Source organism: Nocardioides sp. CF8 (assembly GCF_000389985.1).
Lineage (GTDB): Bacteria > Actinomycetota > Actinomycetes > Propionibacteriales > Nocardioidaceae > Nocardioides > Nocardioides allogilvus.
On sequence record NZ_CM001852.1, the window covers coordinates 2,742,071 to 2,758,911 of the forward strand.

Annotated in this window: 14 protein-coding genes; 6 read left to right on the forward strand and 8 right to left on the reverse strand. The window is 70.9% G+C overall.

The features are described from left to right. Nucleotides 1-62 precede the first annotated feature (62 nt). Nucleotides 63-2,183, forward strand: coding sequence for a molybdopterin-dependent oxidoreductase (locus CF8_RS13400; protein WP_036491021.1), 2,121 nt, complete (start codon nt 63-65; stop codon nt 2,181-2,183). A 16-nt stretch (nt 2,184-2,199) separates the two neighbouring features. On the opposite strand, the gene CF8_RS13405 is transcribed toward CF8_RS13400, so the two are convergent. The 3 genes from CF8_RS13405 to ptsP form a co-directional block, all read right to left on the reverse strand. Then, nucleotides 2,200-4,161, reverse strand: coding sequence for a PTS mannitol transporter subunit IICBA (locus CF8_RS13405; protein ID WP_036491024.1), 1,962 nt, complete (start codon nt 4,159-4,161; stop codon nt 2,200-2,202). 127 nt (nt 4,162-4,288) lie between these two features. Next, nucleotides 4,289-6,025, reverse strand: coding sequence for an alcohol dehydrogenase catalytic domain-containing protein (locus CF8_RS13410; protein ID WP_010833649.1), 1,737 nt, complete (start codon nt 6,023-6,025; stop codon nt 4,289-4,291). A 30-nt stretch (nt 6,026-6,055) separates the two neighbouring features. Next, nucleotides 6,056-7,765, reverse strand: coding sequence for a phosphoenolpyruvate--protein phosphotransferase (gene ptsP / locus CF8_RS13415; protein WP_010833650.1), 1,710 nt, complete (start codon nt 7,763-7,765; stop codon nt 6,056-6,058). Between the two features lie 113 nt (nt 7,766-7,878). Here ptsP and CF8_RS13420 point away from each other — a divergent pair, with 113 nt between their 5' ends. Genes CF8_RS13420 through CF8_RS13435 form a run of 4 tightly spaced genes read left to right on the forward strand, consistent with a single transcriptional unit; the run spans nt 7,879 to nt 11,874 of the window. Next, nucleotides 7,879-8,646, forward strand: a complete 768-nt coding sequence (locus CF8_RS13420; RefSeq protein WP_010833651.1) for a DeoR/GlpR family DNA-binding transcription regulator — start codon at nt 7,879-7,881, stop codon at nt 8,644-8,646. Continuing rightward, a complete protein-coding gene (locus CF8_RS13425) occupies nt 8,643-9,596 on the forward strand; it encodes a 1-phosphofructokinase family hexose kinase (RefSeq protein WP_010833652.1) in 954 nt (317 codons plus the stop codon). The genes CF8_RS13420 and CF8_RS13425 overlap by 4 nt, the downstream gene beginning before the upstream one ends. Beyond that, the gene (locus CF8_RS13430; RefSeq protein WP_010833653.1) at nt 9,593-11,602 is read left to right on the forward strand and encodes a PTS fructose transporter subunit IIABC; all 2,010 of its coding nucleotides are present in this window, start codon (nt 9,593-9,595) and stop codon (nt 11,600-11,602) included. The genes CF8_RS13425 and CF8_RS13430 overlap by 4 nt, the downstream gene beginning before the upstream one ends. 29 nt (nt 11,603-11,631) lie before the next feature. Then, nucleotides 11,632-11,874, forward strand: a complete 243-nt coding sequence (locus CF8_RS13435; protein WP_010833654.1) for an HPr family phosphocarrier protein — start codon at nt 11,632-11,634, stop codon at nt 11,872-11,874. A 27-nt stretch (nt 11,875-11,901) separates the two neighbouring features. Here CF8_RS13435 and CF8_RS13440 read toward each other — a convergent pair whose 3' ends face one another. After that, nucleotides 11,902-12,855, reverse strand: coding sequence for a GlxA family transcriptional regulator (locus tag CF8_RS13440; RefSeq protein ID WP_010833655.1), 954 nt, complete (start codon nt 12,853-12,855; stop codon nt 11,902-11,904). Between the two features lie 106 nt (nt 12,856-12,961). Here CF8_RS13440 and CF8_RS13445 point away from each other — a divergent pair, with 106 nt between their 5' ends. Beyond that, complete coding sequence (locus CF8_RS13445) at nt 12,962-13,597, forward strand: isochorismatase family protein (protein WP_010833656.1); 636 nt, start codon at nt 12,962-12,964, stop codon at nt 13,595-13,597. 22 nt (nt 13,598-13,619) lie between these two features. Here the strand turns inward: CF8_RS13445 and CF8_RS13450 are convergent, their stop codons facing one another. The 4 genes from CF8_RS13450 to rbfA are packed head-to-tail and all read right to left on the reverse strand — an operon-like array spanning nt 13,620 to nt 16,808. Continuing rightward, nucleotides 13,620-14,501, reverse strand: coding sequence for a hypothetical protein (locus CF8_RS13450; protein WP_010833657.1), 882 nt, complete (start codon nt 14,499-14,501; stop codon nt 13,620-13,622). Continuing rightward, nucleotides 14,498-15,433, reverse strand: coding sequence for a bifunctional riboflavin kinase/FAD synthetase (locus CF8_RS13455; RefSeq protein ID WP_010833658.1), 936 nt, complete (start codon nt 15,431-15,433; stop codon nt 14,498-14,500). The genes CF8_RS13450 and CF8_RS13455 overlap by 4 nt, the downstream gene beginning before the upstream one ends. 20 nt (nt 15,434-15,453) lie before the next feature. Further along, nucleotides 15,454-16,317: a tRNA pseudouridine(55) synthase TruB gene (gene truB, locus CF8_RS13460; RefSeq protein WP_010833659.1), complete on the reverse strand. Its 864-nt coding sequence runs from the start codon at nt 16,315-16,317 to the stop codon at nt 15,454-15,456. Then, nucleotides 16,317-16,808: a 30S ribosome-binding factor RbfA gene (rbfA, locus tag CF8_RS13465; protein ID WP_010833660.1), complete on the reverse strand. Its 492-nt coding sequence runs from the start codon at nt 16,806-16,808 to the stop codon at nt 16,317-16,319. The genes truB and rbfA overlap by 1 nt, the downstream gene beginning before the upstream one ends. Between the last annotated feature and the right edge of the window lie 33 nt (nt 16,809-16,841).

The window sequence follows — 16,841 nt, forward strand, 5'->3', positions numbered from 1 at the left end:
GATAGCGCACTACCGTCGACACCACAGTTCCGATGGGCGTGTCGGCATGTGATGATCCGCAGATGTCAGCCCACGAAGCGGCGCAGCAACGCATCGGCGTCTGCAACCTCTGCGAAGCCATCTGCGGTCTCGTCCTCACGATCGAGGACGGCACCGTCACCTCGGTGAGGGGCAACCCCGACGACCCGCTGTCCCGCGGACACATCTGCCCGAAGGGCGTCGCGATCGCGGACATCCACACCGACCCGGACCGGCTGCGCCGACCCGTGCGCCGCGACCGGGCGACCGGCGAGTTCCACGAGATCGGCTGGACCGAGGCGATCGAGCTGGTGTCGAGCGGGCTGGCCGCGACCATCAACGCGCACGGCCGCGATGCGCTCGGCATCTACCTCGGCAACCCCAACGTGCACAGCCTCGGCTCGATGACCCACGGCATCGGCCTGGTCAAGGCCCTGCGCACGAGGAACACCTTCAGCGCCACCTCGGTCGACCAGCTCCCCCACCAGCTGCTCGCGCACCTGATGTTCGGCCACCAGCTGCTGCTGCCGATCCCCGACATCGACCGCACCACCTACTTCCTCGTCTTCGGCGCCAACCCGATGGCCTCCAACGGCTCGCTGATGACCGTGCCCGACTTCCCCACCCGGCTGCGCGAGCTCAAGCGTCGCGGCGGCCACATGGTCGTCTTCGATCCACGGCGCACCGAGACCGCCAAGGTCGCCACGGAGCACCACTTCATCCGACCCGGCACGGACGCGTGGGTGCTGCTCGCGATGTTGAACGTGCTGTTCGCCGACGGGCTCGCGCTCGCTCCGGCGTACGCCGACGGGCTGGCCGAGGTCGAGTCGGCGGTCGCGCACTTCACCCCCGCCCTGGCGGAGCAGATGAGCGGCGTCCCTGCCGCGGACATCGAGCGCGTCGCACTCGAGCTCGCCACCGCCGAGGGCGGGGTGGCCTACGGCCGGGTCGGCGTCTCGACCCACGAGTTCGGCTCGGTCTGCCAGTGGGCGGTCAACCTGCTCAACATCGTCACCGGCAACCTCGACTCGGTCGGCGGCGCGATGTTCTCCTCCCCCGCGATCGACGCCGTCGGCACCGGCCTGATCGGGCGCGGCCACCACAACGCCTGGCAGTCCCGTGTCCGCGGCCTGCCCGAGACCGCCGGCGAGCTGCCCGTGTCCGCGCTCCGCGAGGAGATCACCACCCCCGGCGCGGGGCAGGTCAGGGCGATGCTGACCCTCTCGGGCAACCCCGTCCTGTCGACCCCCGACGGCGCTCGGCTCGACGAGGCGCTGGCAGGCCTGGACTTCATGGCGGCCGTCGACATCTACGTCAATGAGACGACCCGGCACGCCGACGTGATCCTGCCGCCGACGGGGGCACTGGAGCGCGACCACTACGACCTGATCTTCCAGACCTTCGCCGTACGCAACACCGCCCGCTTCACGCCTGCGGTGTTCGAGAAGGAACCGGAAGCCCGCCACGACTGGCAGATCTACCGCGACGTCGCGCTGGCCACGATCGACAAGCTGGACCGCAAGCCCTCCCTCAAGGCGCGGCTGACGCTGCGAGCGCGCCTCGGCCTGAGCCCGACGCGCCTCGTCGGGCTGCTGCTCGCGCGCGGTCGAACCGGGGTGACACTGCGCAAGCTGCGGGCCAACCCCTCGGGCGTCGACCTGGGCCCCCTGCGGCCGAACCTGCTGCCCGACCGGCTGCAGACGCGGGACCACCGGATGGGCCTGGCGCCGCCGTTGGTGCTCGCCGACCTCGAGCGCCTGACCACCGTCGAGCCGCCTGCCGAGGGTGAGCTGCTGCTCATCGGGCGCCGCCACAAGCAGGACAACAACTCGTGGATGCACAACGCCGGCCGCCTGACCCGCGGCAGGGCCCGCCACCACCTCCTCATGCACCCGGCCGACCTGGCCGAGCGCTCGCTCGAGGACGGCGCGGTCGTCACGGTCACCTCACGCGTGGGCAAGGTGCGCGTCGAGGTCGCCGCGACCGACGACATGATGCCCGGCGTCGTCAGCCTCCCCCACGGCTACGGCCACGCCCGCAACCCCGGGATGAAGAAGGCCGCCGAGGTGCCCGGGGTGTCGATCAACGACCTGACCGACCCCGAGCGCCTCGACGTCTCCGGCAACGCTGCGCTCACGGGAGTGCCCGTGACCGTGTCCGCCTGACGAGCCGAGCGGCGGGTCAGACCTTCACTCCACCGAGGACCGCACGGACGTCGGCGGCAGACGTCGCCCGGCGCAGCCGTTCGACCTGCTCGGCATCGACGAAGACGCCGGCCAGCTTCTGCAGCAGCGCGAGGTGGTCGTTGCCCGCCCCGGCGATGCCGACCACGAACTCGGCGGGCTTGCCGTTCCAGTCGATGCCGCCGGGATAGCGGACGAACGAGATCGCCGTACGGCGGATGGCGCCCTTGGCCTCGTTGGTGCCGTGCGGGATGGCCAGCAGGTTGCCCATGTGGGTCGACACCGACTTCTCCCGCTCGTGCATCGCATCGACGTAGGCGGGCTCGACCGCACCGCTCGCCACGAGCAGCTGCCCGGCCTCGGTGATCGCCTCGTCGCGCGAGGCGGCAGTGCCGTCGAGCACGATCGCGTCGTCACGCAGCACGTCGGAGTCGACACCGTCGTCGGCCACCTCACCTGACGTGGCGCCGGCGGCACCACCGTTCCGCTGCCGCACCAGCTCGACGATCTCGTCGTAGCGCGGACTTCCCATGAAGTTGTCGACCGAGACGTGGACGGCCGTCCCCGTGCGCTGACGCGCCCGGTCGGTGAGGTCCTGGTGGGTCACGACGACGTCGTAGGTGTCGGCGAGGTTGGCGATCGACTGGTTGGTGACCGACACGTCGCCGTACCCCGCTGCCTGGATCTTCTTGCGCAGCACCGACGCGCCCATGGCCGACGAGCCCATGCCGGCGTCGCAGGCGAAGACGATGGTGCCGATCGGGCCGCTCGCAGCGGCGCCGCTCGTGAGCAGGGAGGACACCGAGGACTTCTTGCCCTTCATGGCCTCCATGTCGGCGGTGGCCGCCGACAGGTCGCCCTCGTCGTCCGAACGGTCGGTCTTGAGCAGGAACCCGGCGACCAGGAAGGAGACGGTGGCAGCGCCGAGCATGGAGAGCGTCACGCCGAAGAAGCTGCCGCTGGCGGTCTGCGCGTAGACGGCGAACACGGAGCCGGGCGCGGCCGGCGCGCGCAGGCCGACGTCGAAGAGCACGTTGATGAAGACACCCGTCATGCCGCCCGCGATGGTGGCGAGGATGAGCTTGGGCTTCATCAGCACGTAGGGGAAGTAGATCTCGTGGATGCCGCCGAAGAAGTGGATGATCGCGGCGCCGGGCGCGGAGGCCTTGGCCATGCCCTTGCCGAAGACGGTGTATGCCAGCAGCAACCCGAGTCCGGGGCCGGGGTTGGCCTCGAGCAGGAAGAGCACCGACTTGCCTGCCTCGACCGCCTCGTTGGTGCCGAGGGGCGTCAGCACGCCGTGGTTGATGGCGTTGTTGAGGAAGAGCACCTTCGCCGGCTCGATGATGACCGACGTCAGGGGCAGCAGGTCGTTGTTGACGAGGAAGTCGACACCCTCCCCGAGCCGGTCGGCGATCCAGGTCACGACCGGGCTCATGCCGAAGAAGCCGAAGACCGCCAGCAGCATGCCCCAGATGCCGGCGGAGAAGTTGTTGACCAGCATCTCGAAGCCGGGCTTGATCTTGCCGTCCCACAGGGAGTCGACCTTCTGCATGGTCCAGCCGCCGAGGGGGCCCATGATCATCGCGCCCATGAACATCGGGATCTCGGTGCCGGCGATGACGCCCATGGTGGCGATCGCACCGACCACACCACCGCGGGTGTCGTAGAGCATCTTGCCGCCGGTGTAGCCGATCAGGATCGGCAGCAGGTAGGTGATCATCGGGCCGACGATCCCGCCCTCGGCGAAGTCGCCCCAGCCGCCGATCTTGGCGACCCAGCTGTCGGCGGAGTCACCGATGCCGAGCTCGGGCAGCCAGCCCACCTCGATGAACAGGGCGGTGATCAGGCCCCACGCGATGAACGCGCCGATGTTGGGCATGACCATGTTGGACAAGAACGTGCCGAACTTCTGCACGTGGACCCGGGCGCCGCCGCGGGCGGCAGTTTGAGTGGACATCGCTTCCTCCAGATCGGGGTGACCTCAGTCACATCTGAGAGTCAGTAAACTCCCATTCGGGCACGTTGCCAAGCAAACGGGCCGACTTTCTGGGTGATCGGGTGTGGCTTTACCCCCGTTCGCGCCGCTAGACGTTCAGCTGGCTATCGAAGAGCGCCCGCTCTGCCTCGTCGTTCCAGGTGTCGCCGGCTCCGAGCTTCGCGGCGACGTCCGGCAACGTGTCCTTCAGCTCGTCGAGCCCCACGAGGGGGAGGTCGTGGATCTGGGGGAAGATCAGGACCTTTCCTGAATAGCGACCGTCGACCAGTGCCTGGAGGCCGTCCTTGGCCGCGCGCATGCCGCCGACTGCGCCCACGATGGATCCCGGGGAGAGGTCACCCTGGTTGGCGAGGTCCACCACCTGCTGCTGGTCGTGGATGGTCAGCCCTGACGTCCCGGTGTACTGGGCGTTGTCCAGGTAGACGGCGCTCAGGTTCAGGGGCGCCAGCGTGCCGTTGGGGACACCGGCGAAGAAGACCAGCATGCCGTCGGCGTTCATCAATGTGTCTGCCTCCGCCATCACCTCGGAGATGGGGACACTGACCACGACGTCGTCGGCACCCCGGTTGTCGGTGAGTCCCATGACGAAGTCGCGGAGCGACTGGTCGGCGGTCTGGGAGTTGAAGGTGATCAGCTCGCAGTCGTTTTTATGCGCCAGGTGGCCCAGACGGTCCTCGAGGGCCTTCAGCCGCTCGTCGCTCACCTCCGTGGCCACGATCTTCCGGGGTCCGCCAGGCTGCTGGATGGCCCTCTGGACGTGCATCAGCCCCATCGGACCGCCGGCGCCCACGAAGACGGTCGTGCCCTGCGAGCGCAGGTCGCAGCGGTTGCGCGCCTCCCCGTAGGAGGCGGCGATGTCCGGACCTCGATCGCCGATGTAGGCGGTGTAGTCGTAGTGCAGACGGCCCACGTCGGTGTCCACCAGGCCGTCGAGGGCGGTCTCGCCCACCAGGTTGAGGGTGCCGCGCCGGGCGATGTGCGTGGCCACGGCGCCCACCGTGGTTGCCGATCGAGGATCGAGCACGACGATGTCGTCGAAGCCGGCGCCGTCGGTCAGCTCGTCCACCAACGCCTGGTAGTCGTCGGTGGTGATGCCGTCGCGCACCACCGTGGCGGCAGAGGTGCGCTCGACCATCTCGACCACCGAGGCGGGTACGTCGGTCAGCACGATGGTCGCCGGCGCGTCGAGCCCGGCCGAGAACTCGTACACGCGCTCGTCACCGGGCCGACCGATGACCCACATCGTCCCGCCGGCCCTGGGCTCCAGGCGACGACGCTGGGTGTAGGCGGCCATCACGCAGCCCCACGGCTCCAGCGTGGAGCCCTCGGCGTAGCCCATCGTGTCGGGAAGCGGCAGGAGGCAGGCGCCGTCGTCGGTCTCGAGCATCTCCGCACCCATGAGGTGGTACTGCGTGAGCCCGCCCGGGATGGTGTAGCCGTAGGCCGTGCTCCTGCCGTCCTGGTAGATGTCCGGCTGTACGGCCAGCCGCTGACCGGCGTGGTAGCGGTCCTGGAGGTTCTCCCCCACCTCGATCACCGTCAGGCTCACCTCGTGCCCGAGCCGGGTGGGGTCCTGGGAGAGGTCGCGGTCGTAGAGCTTCGGGTGGCTGCCGCCCTGGCGCATGATCTTCACGTCGGAGAAGCAGAGCCCCACGCTGTCGATGCGCACCAGCATGTGGTCGGCATCAGGTGACGGGATCGGGGCCAGCTCGGGCGCAGAGTCCTTGCCCATGTTGTCCTCGCCCGCGCCGTGCAGGAACCAGGTCCAGCTCTGCTCGGGCAGGTCGAGATCGGCCGCGCGGTAGCGGTCGTACGCTGACGTCATGCTTCCTCCGTTGTGAGGTGGTGGGGGTTCTCAGTGGCCGAGCAGCGCGCGCACGGCGTCGCGCGCGGCCAGCGGGTCGCTCGCGCCGAGGGCCGCTTCCGCGGCGGCCTCGCAGGTGTCCATCGAGACGCGCGAGAGCTGGGCGCCGACGGGGCGTACGGCGCGGGCGGCCATCGACAGGGACGTGATCCCCATGCCGACGAGCGCGCAGGCGAGCATCGGGTCGGCGGCGGCCTCGCCGCAGACGCCCACCGGCTTGCCGGCCTGCTTGCCCGCCTCGGCGGTGATGGCGATCAGCTGCAGCACCGCCGGCTGCCACGGGTCGGTCAGGTGCGCCAGGTCGGTGGCCATCCGGTCGGCGGCCATCGTGTACTGCGTGAGGTCGTTGGTGCCGATCGACAGGAAGTCGACGACCTCGAGCATCCGGTGCGCGAGCAGCGCGGCGCTCGGGATCTCCACCATCACGCCGGGCTTGAGCCCGCGGGCGCGCACCTTGTCGGCGAACTCGGCCGCCTCCGCCACGGTCGCCACCATCGGCGCCATCACCCACGTGTCGGTGCCGGTCGTCTCCACGGCGAGCTTGATCCCGTCGAGCTGGCGGTCCATCAGCCCGGGGTTGCCGAACGACAGCCGCAGTCCGCGCACCCCGAGGGCGGGGTTCTCCTCCCCGGGAGTCGTCGCGAACGCGATGGGCTTGTCCGACCCCGCGTCGAGCGTGCGGACCACGACGTACTGCCCCTCGCCGAAGGCGCCGAGCACCTGGCTGTAGATCTCGCCCTGCTCCTCGGCGGTGGGCTCCTGCGTCGCGTTGAGGAAGCACAGCTCGGTGCGGAAGAGACCGACGCCCTGCACCGGCTCCGCACTGGCGTGTACGGCGCTGGGCCCGTCGGCCACGTTGGCGAGCAGCTTGACCGGGGTGCCGTCGGACGTCTCGGCCGGTCCCGTCCAGGCGGCCAGCGCCGCGCGGGCCTCGCGACTGGCCGCGACCCGGGTCGCAGCGTCGGCGGGGTCGGCACCGGTCTCGACGGTGCCCGTCTCGCCGTCGACGACCAGGAACGAGCCGGCCTCCACGGCGGTGATGCCGGCGACGCCGACCACGCACGGGATGCCGAGCTGGCGGGCGATGATCGCGGTGTGGCTCGTGGCGCCACCGCGCTCGGTGACCAGCGCGCTGATCAGCGCGGGGTCGAGGCCGGAGGTGTCGCTGGGCGCGAGGTCCTCGGCGATGAGGACCGAGGGTTCAGCGGGGGTGGGCACCCCGGGCTCCGGCTCGCCGACGAGGTGGGCGACGACGCGGCGCTCGATGTCCTCGAGATCGGTGACGCGCTCGGCCATCAGGCCGCCCATGTTGGTGAAGATGGAGACGAACTGCTCGACGGCGGCGTCCACCGAGGCCACCAGCGGGGTGCCGGCGGCGAGGTTCTTGGACACCGCACTGCGCAGGCCCTTGTCGCGCGCCAGGCCGGCGCTCGCGGTGAGGACCTCGGCGGCGGGTCCCGTCGCCTGCGCGGCCTTGCGGGCGAAGGTGTCGGCGACCGCCGCGACCGCGTCGTCGTAGGCCGCCAGGGCGGCGTCGGCGTCGGCGAAGCCCCCGTCCCCGAAGCGGGCCACCGCCTCCGGAGACACCTCGCCCCGCACCACGAGTGCGGGCCCCGCTGCGACGCCGGGCACGACCGGGGTGCCGCGCAAACCAGTGGACGGTGCCGTTGCCGGAGTCGAGGCCGGGGTCGCGGTGGTCATGGACACACCGTAAGCCACCCAGACTTGACACTCAACAGGTTCGGCTATAAAACAACACATACACAGATTCACGTGACCGGCGCCACATGTCTTCCCGACCCCAAGGACTCCAGGTGTACGCAGAGGAACGACAGCAGGCGATGGCCCAGCTGATCAACCAGCACGGTCGCGTGTCGGTGGCCGAGCTCGCCGCGGACCTGTCCGTCACCACCGAGACCGTCCGCCGCGACCTGTCGGCGCTCGAGCGGATGGGCCTGATCCGGCGCGTGCACGGCGGCGCCGTACCCGCCAGCGCGCTGGCCGTCATCGAGTCCGGCATCTCCGAGCGCGACCAGGCCAACACCGAGGCCAAGGACGCGATCGCGGCCGCGGCCGTCGCACTGCTGCCGCCGCCGGGCTCGATGATCGTCATCGACGCCGGCTCGACCACGGCCCGCTTCGCCGCACTGCTCCCCCGCGACCACCGGCTGACGGTCGTCACGCACGCGGTGCCGGTCGCCGCGCGGCTCGCCGGCCTGCCCCAGATCGACCTCTTCCTGCTGCCCGGCCGGGTCCGACCGACCACCCACGCGGCCGTCGGCGCCGACACGGTGGCGGCGCTGTCCGACATCCGCGCCGACGTCTCCTTCCTCGCCACCAACGGGCTCAGCGCGACGCACGGCCTGACCACTCCCGACCGCGACGAGGCCGCGACCAAGCGCGCCATCGCGGCCGCCGGTCGCCGGTCGATCGTGCTGGCCGACTCGACCAAGCTGGGCGTCGAGTCCTCGATCCGCTTCGCCGCGCTCGACGAGATCGACGTGCTGATCACCGACTCGGGGATGTCCGACGCCGACGCCTCAGCACTCGCCGCGGCCGACGTCGAGGTGGTGATCGCGTGATCCTCACCCTCACTCCCAACCCCAGCATCGACCGCACGATCACGCTCGGCGGTGAGCTCGTCCGCGGCCAGGTGCAGCGCGTGGTCTCGGTGACCTCGCAGGCCGGCGGCAAGGGCGTCAACATCTCGCGGGCCTCCGTCAGCGCGGGCGAGCCGACCCTCGCCGTGCTACCCGCGGCCAAGGACGACCCGTTCGTGATGGAGCTGCTCACAGCCGGCATCGACTGCCGTCCAGTCCGGCCGGCCGGCGAGGTGCGGGTCAACGTGACGATCACCGAGCCCGACGGCACCACCACCAAGCTCAACTCCCCCGGCGCCACCGTCGATGCCGACGACCTCGAGGCAATGGCAGCCACGCTGCTCGCGCGCGCACCGGGCGCCAGCTGGACGGTGCTGGCGGGTTCGCTGCCCGCGGGCGCTCCTGCGGGTTTCTATGCCGAGCTCGTACGCCGCCTGCGTGCGATCGGCGCCCGCGTCGCGGTCGACACCAGCGACGCCCCGCTCCGCGCGCTCGTCGAGGCCCTCCCCGGCTCGGCGCCCGACCTGATGAAGCCCAACGGCGCCGAGCTCGCCTCCTTCGCCGGCGGTGACGCCGACGACCTCGAGCGAGATCCCGAGAAGGCGGCGACTGCCGCACGCACCCTGGTCGTCCGCGGCGTCGGCACGGTGCTGGCGACGCTCGGCGGCAACGGCGCCGTACTCGTCACCGCCGAAGGCGCCTGGCACGCCACTCCCCCTCCGACGACGGTCGTCAGCACCGTCGGCGCGGGCGACTCCAGTCTCTTCGGCTACCTGCTGGGCGACCTGCGCGGACTGCCCGCGCCCGACCGCCTGGCCCTCGCCGTGGCCTACGGCAGCGCCGCTGCCGCCCTGCCCGGCACCACCATCCCCGAGCCGGCGCACCTCCGCACCGACCTCGTCACCGTCACTGTCCTGGGAGGCAGCGAATGACCGACCTCATCACCACCCAGCTGGTCCGGCTCGACGCCACCTGGGGCGCCGAGAAGGCCGACGTCATCCGTGGCCTCGCTGCCGCCGTCGGCGACGCCGGGCGCGCCGACGACCTCGAGCAGCTGGTCGCCGACGCCTTCGCCCGCGAGGAGACCTCGAGCACCGGCCTGCCCGGCGGCATCGCGATCCCGCACTGCCGCACCACCGGCGTCTCCGAGCCGACGCTGGCCTTCGCCCGGCTCGACCCGCCCGTGCACTTCGGGGCCAAGGACGGCCCGGCCGATCTCGCGTTCCTGATCGCCGCCCCGGCCGGCGGCGACGCCACTCACCTCCAGCTCCTCACCAAGCTGGCCCGCTCGCTGGTCAAGCCGGCGTTCACCGACTCCCTGCGCGCCGCCGAGTCGGCCGAGGAGGTCGTCGAGCTGATCAGCCAGGCCCTGGGCGAGCCCGCCGCGGCACCCGCGGCCGCAGCGACCACTCCCGTTGCCGCATCCAGCGACGGACCGAGGTCCCTGGTCGCGGTCACCGCCTGCCCGACCGGCATCGCCCACACCTACATGGCCGCCGAGGCCCTCGAGGCGGCCGCCGAGAAGGCCGGCGTCGAGATCGCCGTCGAGACCCAGGGGTCGGCCGGCTCCACGCCGCTCTCGCCCGAGACGATCGCCAACGCTGCTGCCGTGATCTTCGCGGTCGACGTGGGCGTCCGAGACCGCGGCCGCTTCGCCGGCAAGCCGATGGTGTCCTCCGGCGTGAAGCGCCCGATCGACGACGCCGACGCGATGATCGCCGAGGCGCTGCGCTACGCCGACGACCCTGCTGCACCCCGGGTCGAGGGTTCCGTCTCCGAGGCCGGCGCCACGTCCGGCGGCACGGAGTCCTTCGGAGCCAAGACCCGTCGCGTGCTGATGACCGGTGTCTCCTACATGATCCCGTTCGTCGCGGCCGGTGGCCTGCTGATCGCGCTCGGCTTCCTCTTCGGCGGCTACGACATCACCGGCGACGGACAGGCCATCGCGGTCGACAACACCTTCTTCAACCTGCCCGACCTCGACGAGCTCGGCCTCGACAACGCCCTGTTCGACAGTGCGTTCTTCGCCTACATCGGCGCGCTCCTCTTCACCCTCGGGGCCGCTGCATTCGGCTTCCTGGTCCCGGCGCTCTCCGGCTACATCGCCTACGCCATCGCCGACCGGCCCGGCATCGCCCCCGGCTTCGTGATGGGGGCCATCGCCAACACCATCAGCTCCGGGTTCCTCGGCGGCATCGTCGGCGGCGTCCTCGCCGGCATGGTCGCCCTCTGGATCACCAAGTGGAAGGTGCCGACCTGGATGCGGGGCCTGATGCCGGTGCTGGTGATCCCGCTCCTGGCCACGCTCATCTCGGGCTTCGTGATGCTGGTGATCCTGGGCAAGCCGCTGGCCGCCCTGATGGAGGCCCTGAGCGACGGCCTCAACAGCCTCCAGGGAGGCTCGGCGATCGTGCTGGGCGTCATCCTCGGCCTGATGATGGCCTTCGACATGGGTGGGCCGCTCAACAAGACCGCCTACGCGTTCGCGACGACCGGGCTGGGCGCCGCCGCCACCGCGACCGACGCCCCCGAGCTCAAGGTCATGGCCGCCGTCATGCTGGCCGGCATGGTGCCGCCACTGGCGCTGGCTCTCGCCACGGTGGTGCGTCCCGGGCTCTTCACGATCCCGGAGCGCGAGAACGGCAAGGCTGCCTGGGCGATGGGAGCCTCCTTCATCACCGAGGGCGCGATCCCCTTCGCTGCAGCCGACCCGCTGCGCGTCATCCCCTCGATCATGGCCGGCAGTGCCGTCACCGGCGCGGTCGCGATGGGCATGGACGTCAGCCTGCGCGCGCCGCACGGAGGCATCTTCGTGCTCTTCGCCGTGGACGGGATCGTGGGCTTCCTGATCGCCCTGGTCGCGGGCACCTTGGTCGCGGCCGCCCTGGTCGTCATGGCCAAGAGCCTCGGCCGGACCGCCGACGCCGTCTCCCTCTGATTTCGCCCAACCAACCGCAAGGAGCACCCATGCCCAGCAAGTCTGTCGTCGTCGGTTCGGCCGTCGGCCTGCATGCCCGTCCCGCCGCGATCATCGCCGAAGCCGCCGGTGACCTCGGCTCCGACGTGACCATCAACGGGGTCGACGCCAGCTCGTCGCTGATGATCATGACCCTCGGCGCCGGCAACGGCGACACCGTCGAGGTGGCCGGCGACGACCAGGCCGCGGTCGACAAGATCGCGGCGCTCGTCGAGCAGGACCTCGACGCCTGAGGTCGAAAACGGCCTCGAGTGCGAGCATCACGTCGTGGGCAGTGAGAAGCGCTGCCGGTATGAGGTCGGGGTGGTCGCGTAGGTCGCGACGAAGTTCTGCCTGAACGTCACGACGCTGCTGAAGCCACAGGCCGCCGCAGTGCGAGCGACCGACCAGGACGTCGTCTCGAGGAGCCGCCGTGCCTCGTCGAGGCGCCGGGCCAGCACCCAACGCGCTGGGGTCGTGCCGGTGACCTCGGCGAACCGACGTGTGAAGTTGCGCCTGCTCATCCGGGCGTGTGCCGCGAGGTCGTCGACGGTGAGTGGCTGGTCGAGGTGGGCGAGTGCCCAGTCGATGGTCGGCCCGAGGTGCCCGACGCCGCCGGGCTGGGACATCGGGCGCTCGACGTACTGTGCCTGGTCACCCTCGCGATGTGGCGCCACGACGAGATTCCGCGCCACCGTGGCCGCGGCGGCAGAGCCCAGGTGGGAGCGGACGATGTGCAGGCAGGCGTCGATCGCGGAGGCGGTGCCCGCGGAGGTCAGGACGTCGCCGTGGTCGAGGTAGAGCGCCGCGGGATCAACCCTCACCTGGGGCCGACGGTGTGCGAGCTGCTCCGCGGCGCCCCAGTGCGTGACGGCATCGCGGCCGTCGAGAAGTCCGCTGTCCACGACAGGGAACGCACCCAGGCACAGGCCCGCGATCCGGCTCCCCCGGGCCTGCGCGGCGCGGATGCTGCGGACCAGCACCTCGTCGGTGGCGGGCAGGTCGGCCGGCCAGGACGGCAGCACCACCAGGTCGGCGTCATCGACCGCGTCGGGGCCCGCCACGTCCTCCACCCGCAGCCCCTCGACGGTCCGGATGCCGTTGCCGTCCCGAGTCCACACGACCGGGTCCCACCCCTCGGCCAGGCCTTGGCGGCCCACCTCGGCGAACACCAGCAACGGGGCTGCGAGGTGGAACATCGTGATGCCGTCGAAGGCATGGACCGCGATCCGCATGTTGGCCTGATCTCATCGAAAGTCGTCATTCGTGCCACTCACGATAGTACGGCGGCCGAGCCAGGCTGGAGGTCGCCCGTTCGTCACAGATCCAAGGAGAAGAGAAATGTCCGCTCCCCGCCGAGCACTCATCGTCGTCGACGTCCAGCAGGAGTACTTCAACGGGATCCTCCAGATCCAGGCCCCACCACGCGACAGGACGCTCGCCAACATCGTTGCCGCCCTCGAGGTCGCACAGCAGCACGACCTGCCCGTGGTCGTCGTGCAGCACGAGCTGCCGCAGGGTGCGCCGGTCTTCGCCGTGGGCAGTGAGAGTTGGTCGCTCCACCCCGAGATCGAGCAGCGCCTGAGCCCCACCTGGAAGCGGGTCAGCAAGGACAAGGGCAGCGTCTTCGCCGGCACCGACGTCGCCGAGTGGCTCGCCGAGCAGGACGTCGACACCATCACGATCGTCGGGTACATGACCAACAACTGCGACATCGCCACGGCCGTGGGCGCCGAGGAGCGTGGACTCGCGGCCGAGATCCTCTCCGACGCCACGGGCGCGATCCACCTGGCCAACGAGGCCGGCAAGGTGTCCGCGGACCAGCTGCACGAGACCCTGCTGGTGCTCCTGCACTCCAACTTCGCCGCCGTCGCCACCACAGACGCGTGGGCCACGGCCGTCAACGCCGGTGGAGCCCTCCCCAAGAGCGACCTGGGCACCTCCGCCATGCAGGGTCGTGCCGCCTTCGACGCCTGAGGGCCGTACGGCGACGGGTGGGTCACTTCCGGCGGAGGTAGCCCACCCGGACGCGCAACGCCTGCTCGAGCTCGCCGAGCACGTCGGCGAAGAACTCCCGCCGGTAGGTCTCGTCGGTGACCGCGAAGACCGCGAAGTAGAGCCCGCTGAAGGCCGCGAGGAACACCGAGACCTGCACCAGCTCGAGGCTGATCGGCCGGATGCCCCACGGGTAGGTCAGCGGCCCTTCGATCCACTTCTCGAGGACTCCCTCGTCCATGGCGACCGCGCCGAAGACGATGAAGAACGCGAACACGGCCAGCGCCAGCAGCAGCACCTGGAAGGCCTGGGTGATCAGCAGCACCAGCACCGGGTTGGCGCGCTGCAGGCCGACCACGTCGGCCTCGTCACCGAGCTCGGCCCGGCCGACCTGGTCGTCGAGCCGGTCGACCTCCTCGATCAGCCGCACGACGAGGAAGCCGAGCGCCATCGCGGCGAACAGGAGCACGGCACCCCACAGGGTCCCGCCGTCCAGCGCGGAGGCGACCATCCACACCTCGGTGTTGATGAAGAGGAACGTCACGAACAGCAGCAGCATCGGCAGCGCTCGCGTGGCCAGCGGGAACAGCAGCTCGAGGCTCGCGAAGGTGTGGCGCAGCGCCCACGTCGCGATCCGCCGCGCCTGCAGCGCCCGGCCCGCATACAGCGCTGCCACGAGCAGCAGCACCGTGGCGCCCACAGAGATGCCGGCGGAGACCTGACCCGTCCACCACCCGGCCCCGATCCCTGCCGGAACGGCGACGACCAGCAGCCGGCCGGTGGCCAGCCTGCGACGTACGTGCTCACGCAGGTCGTCGACGAAGTAGGGCAGCCCGTGGGCCAGGAACCACGCCTCCGCCTCGGCCCGGTCCTCCGGCTGGGTCACGCCAGGAGCTCGCGAGCGCGGCGTACGTCGCCGTGCATGGTCTCCACCAGTGCGTCGATGCCCTCGAACTTGACCATGCCGCGCAGCCGTTCGAGGAAGGCCACCTCGACCTCGACGCCGTAGAGCTCGAGGTCGTCTCGATCCAGGACGTAGGACTCGACGCGGCGCTCGCGCTCGCCGTCGAAGGTGGGGTTGGTGCCCACCGAGATCGCCGCGGGGAAGCTCTCGCCGGTGTCGAGGCGGGTGAGCCGGCCGGCGTAGACGCCGTCGGCGGGCGCCGCGCCCTCGACCGGCGTCGGCACGTTGGCGGTCGGGAAGCCGAGCTCGCGGCCGCGCTGGTCACCCTGGACCACCACGCCGCGGACGGTGAAGGGACGACCGAGCGCCTCGGCCGCGCCGGCCACGTCACCGGCCGCCAGGCAGTTGCGGATGTAGGTCGAGCTCCACACCTGCGGGCCGCCGTCGAGCGCGACGCCCTCGACCACGAACCCACGGGTCTCCCCCGCGGTGCGCAGGAGGGCGACGTCGCCGGCGGCCCGGTTGCCGAAGCGGAAGTTGGCGCCGACCACGACACCGCGCGCCTGCAGCGCGCCCACCAGCACGCGGTCGATGAACTCCTCCGGCGTCCAGCACGCGATGTCCCGGTCGAAGGGCACGACCAGGACGGCGTCGACACCGGCCGCCTCGAGCAGCCGCATGCGGGTCTCGATGTCGGTCAGCGTCGGCGGCGCGTGCTCGGGACGCAGCACCGCGATCGGGTGTGGGTCGAAGGTGACGACCACGACCTTCGGCACGGCGAGCTCCACGGCGGTGGCACGCGCCTGCTGCAGCACGTGCTGGTGCCCGAGGTGGACGCCGTCGAAGTTGCCGATCGTGACGACGGTCGGGCCGAGGTCGACGGGCACGTCGTCGAAGGAGGACCAGATCTGCACGGGCGCAGCCTACCGACGGATCAGCCGACGAAGACTGCGACCGGGCGAGCCCCGTCGTCGGTCGGCTCGTAGAGGGCGAGGAACTCGCCGTCGGGCGCGAACAGCGCATGCTCCCCCGCACCCGGAAGCGCCAGCGACAAGCGGCGTCCGACGCGTACGTCGAGGGCCTGCTGCTCGTCGAGGTCGACCCCGGGGAAGGTCGCGCGCGCCGCGTCGGCGATCGGGACGACGGTGAGCTCGTCGCCGAGCTGCTCGAGGCTGCGTGCCTGTGCGAGGTCGAAGCGCCCCACCGCCGTACGCCGCAAGGCAGTGAGGTGTCCGCCGACCCCGAGCGCCGCGCCGACATCGCGGGCGATCGCGCGGATGTAGGTGCCGCTGGAGCAGCGCACCGAGATGTCGACCTCGGGACCGCGGACGGCCGTGACGGTGAGCTCGTGCACGGTGACGCGGCGGGCCTTGAGCTCGACCTCCTCCCCGTCGCGCACGCGCTGGTAGGCGCGCTTGCCGTCGACCTTGATCGCGCTGACGGCCGTCGGGACCTGGTCGATCTCGCCGACGAACGAGGCGAGCGCGGCGCGGATCGCGTCCTCGGTGACGCCGTCGGTGGGCGCGGTCGCGGTGACCTCACCCTCCGCGTCGTCGGTGGTCGTCGAGGTGCCGAGCAGGATGGTGGCGTCGTAGGCCTTCTCGGTCAGCATCAGGTGACCGAGCAACCGCGTGGCGCGGTTGAGCCCGAGGACCAGCACGCCGGTCGCCATCGGGTCCAGCGTGCCGGCGTGCCCGACCTTGCGGGTGCCGGCCAGTCGACGTACGCGGGCGACGACGTCGTGCGACGTCATCCCCGCGGCCTTGTCGACGATGACAAGGCCGGCAGTGTCACCCATCAGTCTTCGAGCTCGTCCTCGTCAGCGGCGCGGAGGTCCTCGAGGTCGTCCTCGTCCTCGTCGTCCTCGTCGTGGATCTCGCGGGGCTTCTTGTACGGGTCTTCCTCGCCGGCGTAGGTCTCCACGCGCAGCGCGGCGACCTCCTCGTCCTTGGCCTTGGCCCGGGCGAGCACCTCCTCCAGCGCGCGGGCGCTGTCGGGGAGGGCGTCGGGGATGAAGGTGAGCGACGGGACGATGCGCATCCCGAGCTGCTTGGCGACCTCGGAGCGGATCACTCCCTTGGCCGACTCGAGCGCGGCGCCGGTGCTGGCGAGGTCCTCGTCGGCACCGAGGACGGTGTAGAAGATCGTGGCCTGCTGGCTGTCGCCGGTGACCCGGACGTCGGTGATCGTGACGAAGCCGAGGCGCGGGTCCTTGATCCGGCGCTCCAACATCTCGGCGACGATGACCTGGATGCGGTCGGCGATCTTGCGGACGCGAGGGTTGCTCATGGGTTCACTCTCTCAAACTGCCCTGTGCAGGAG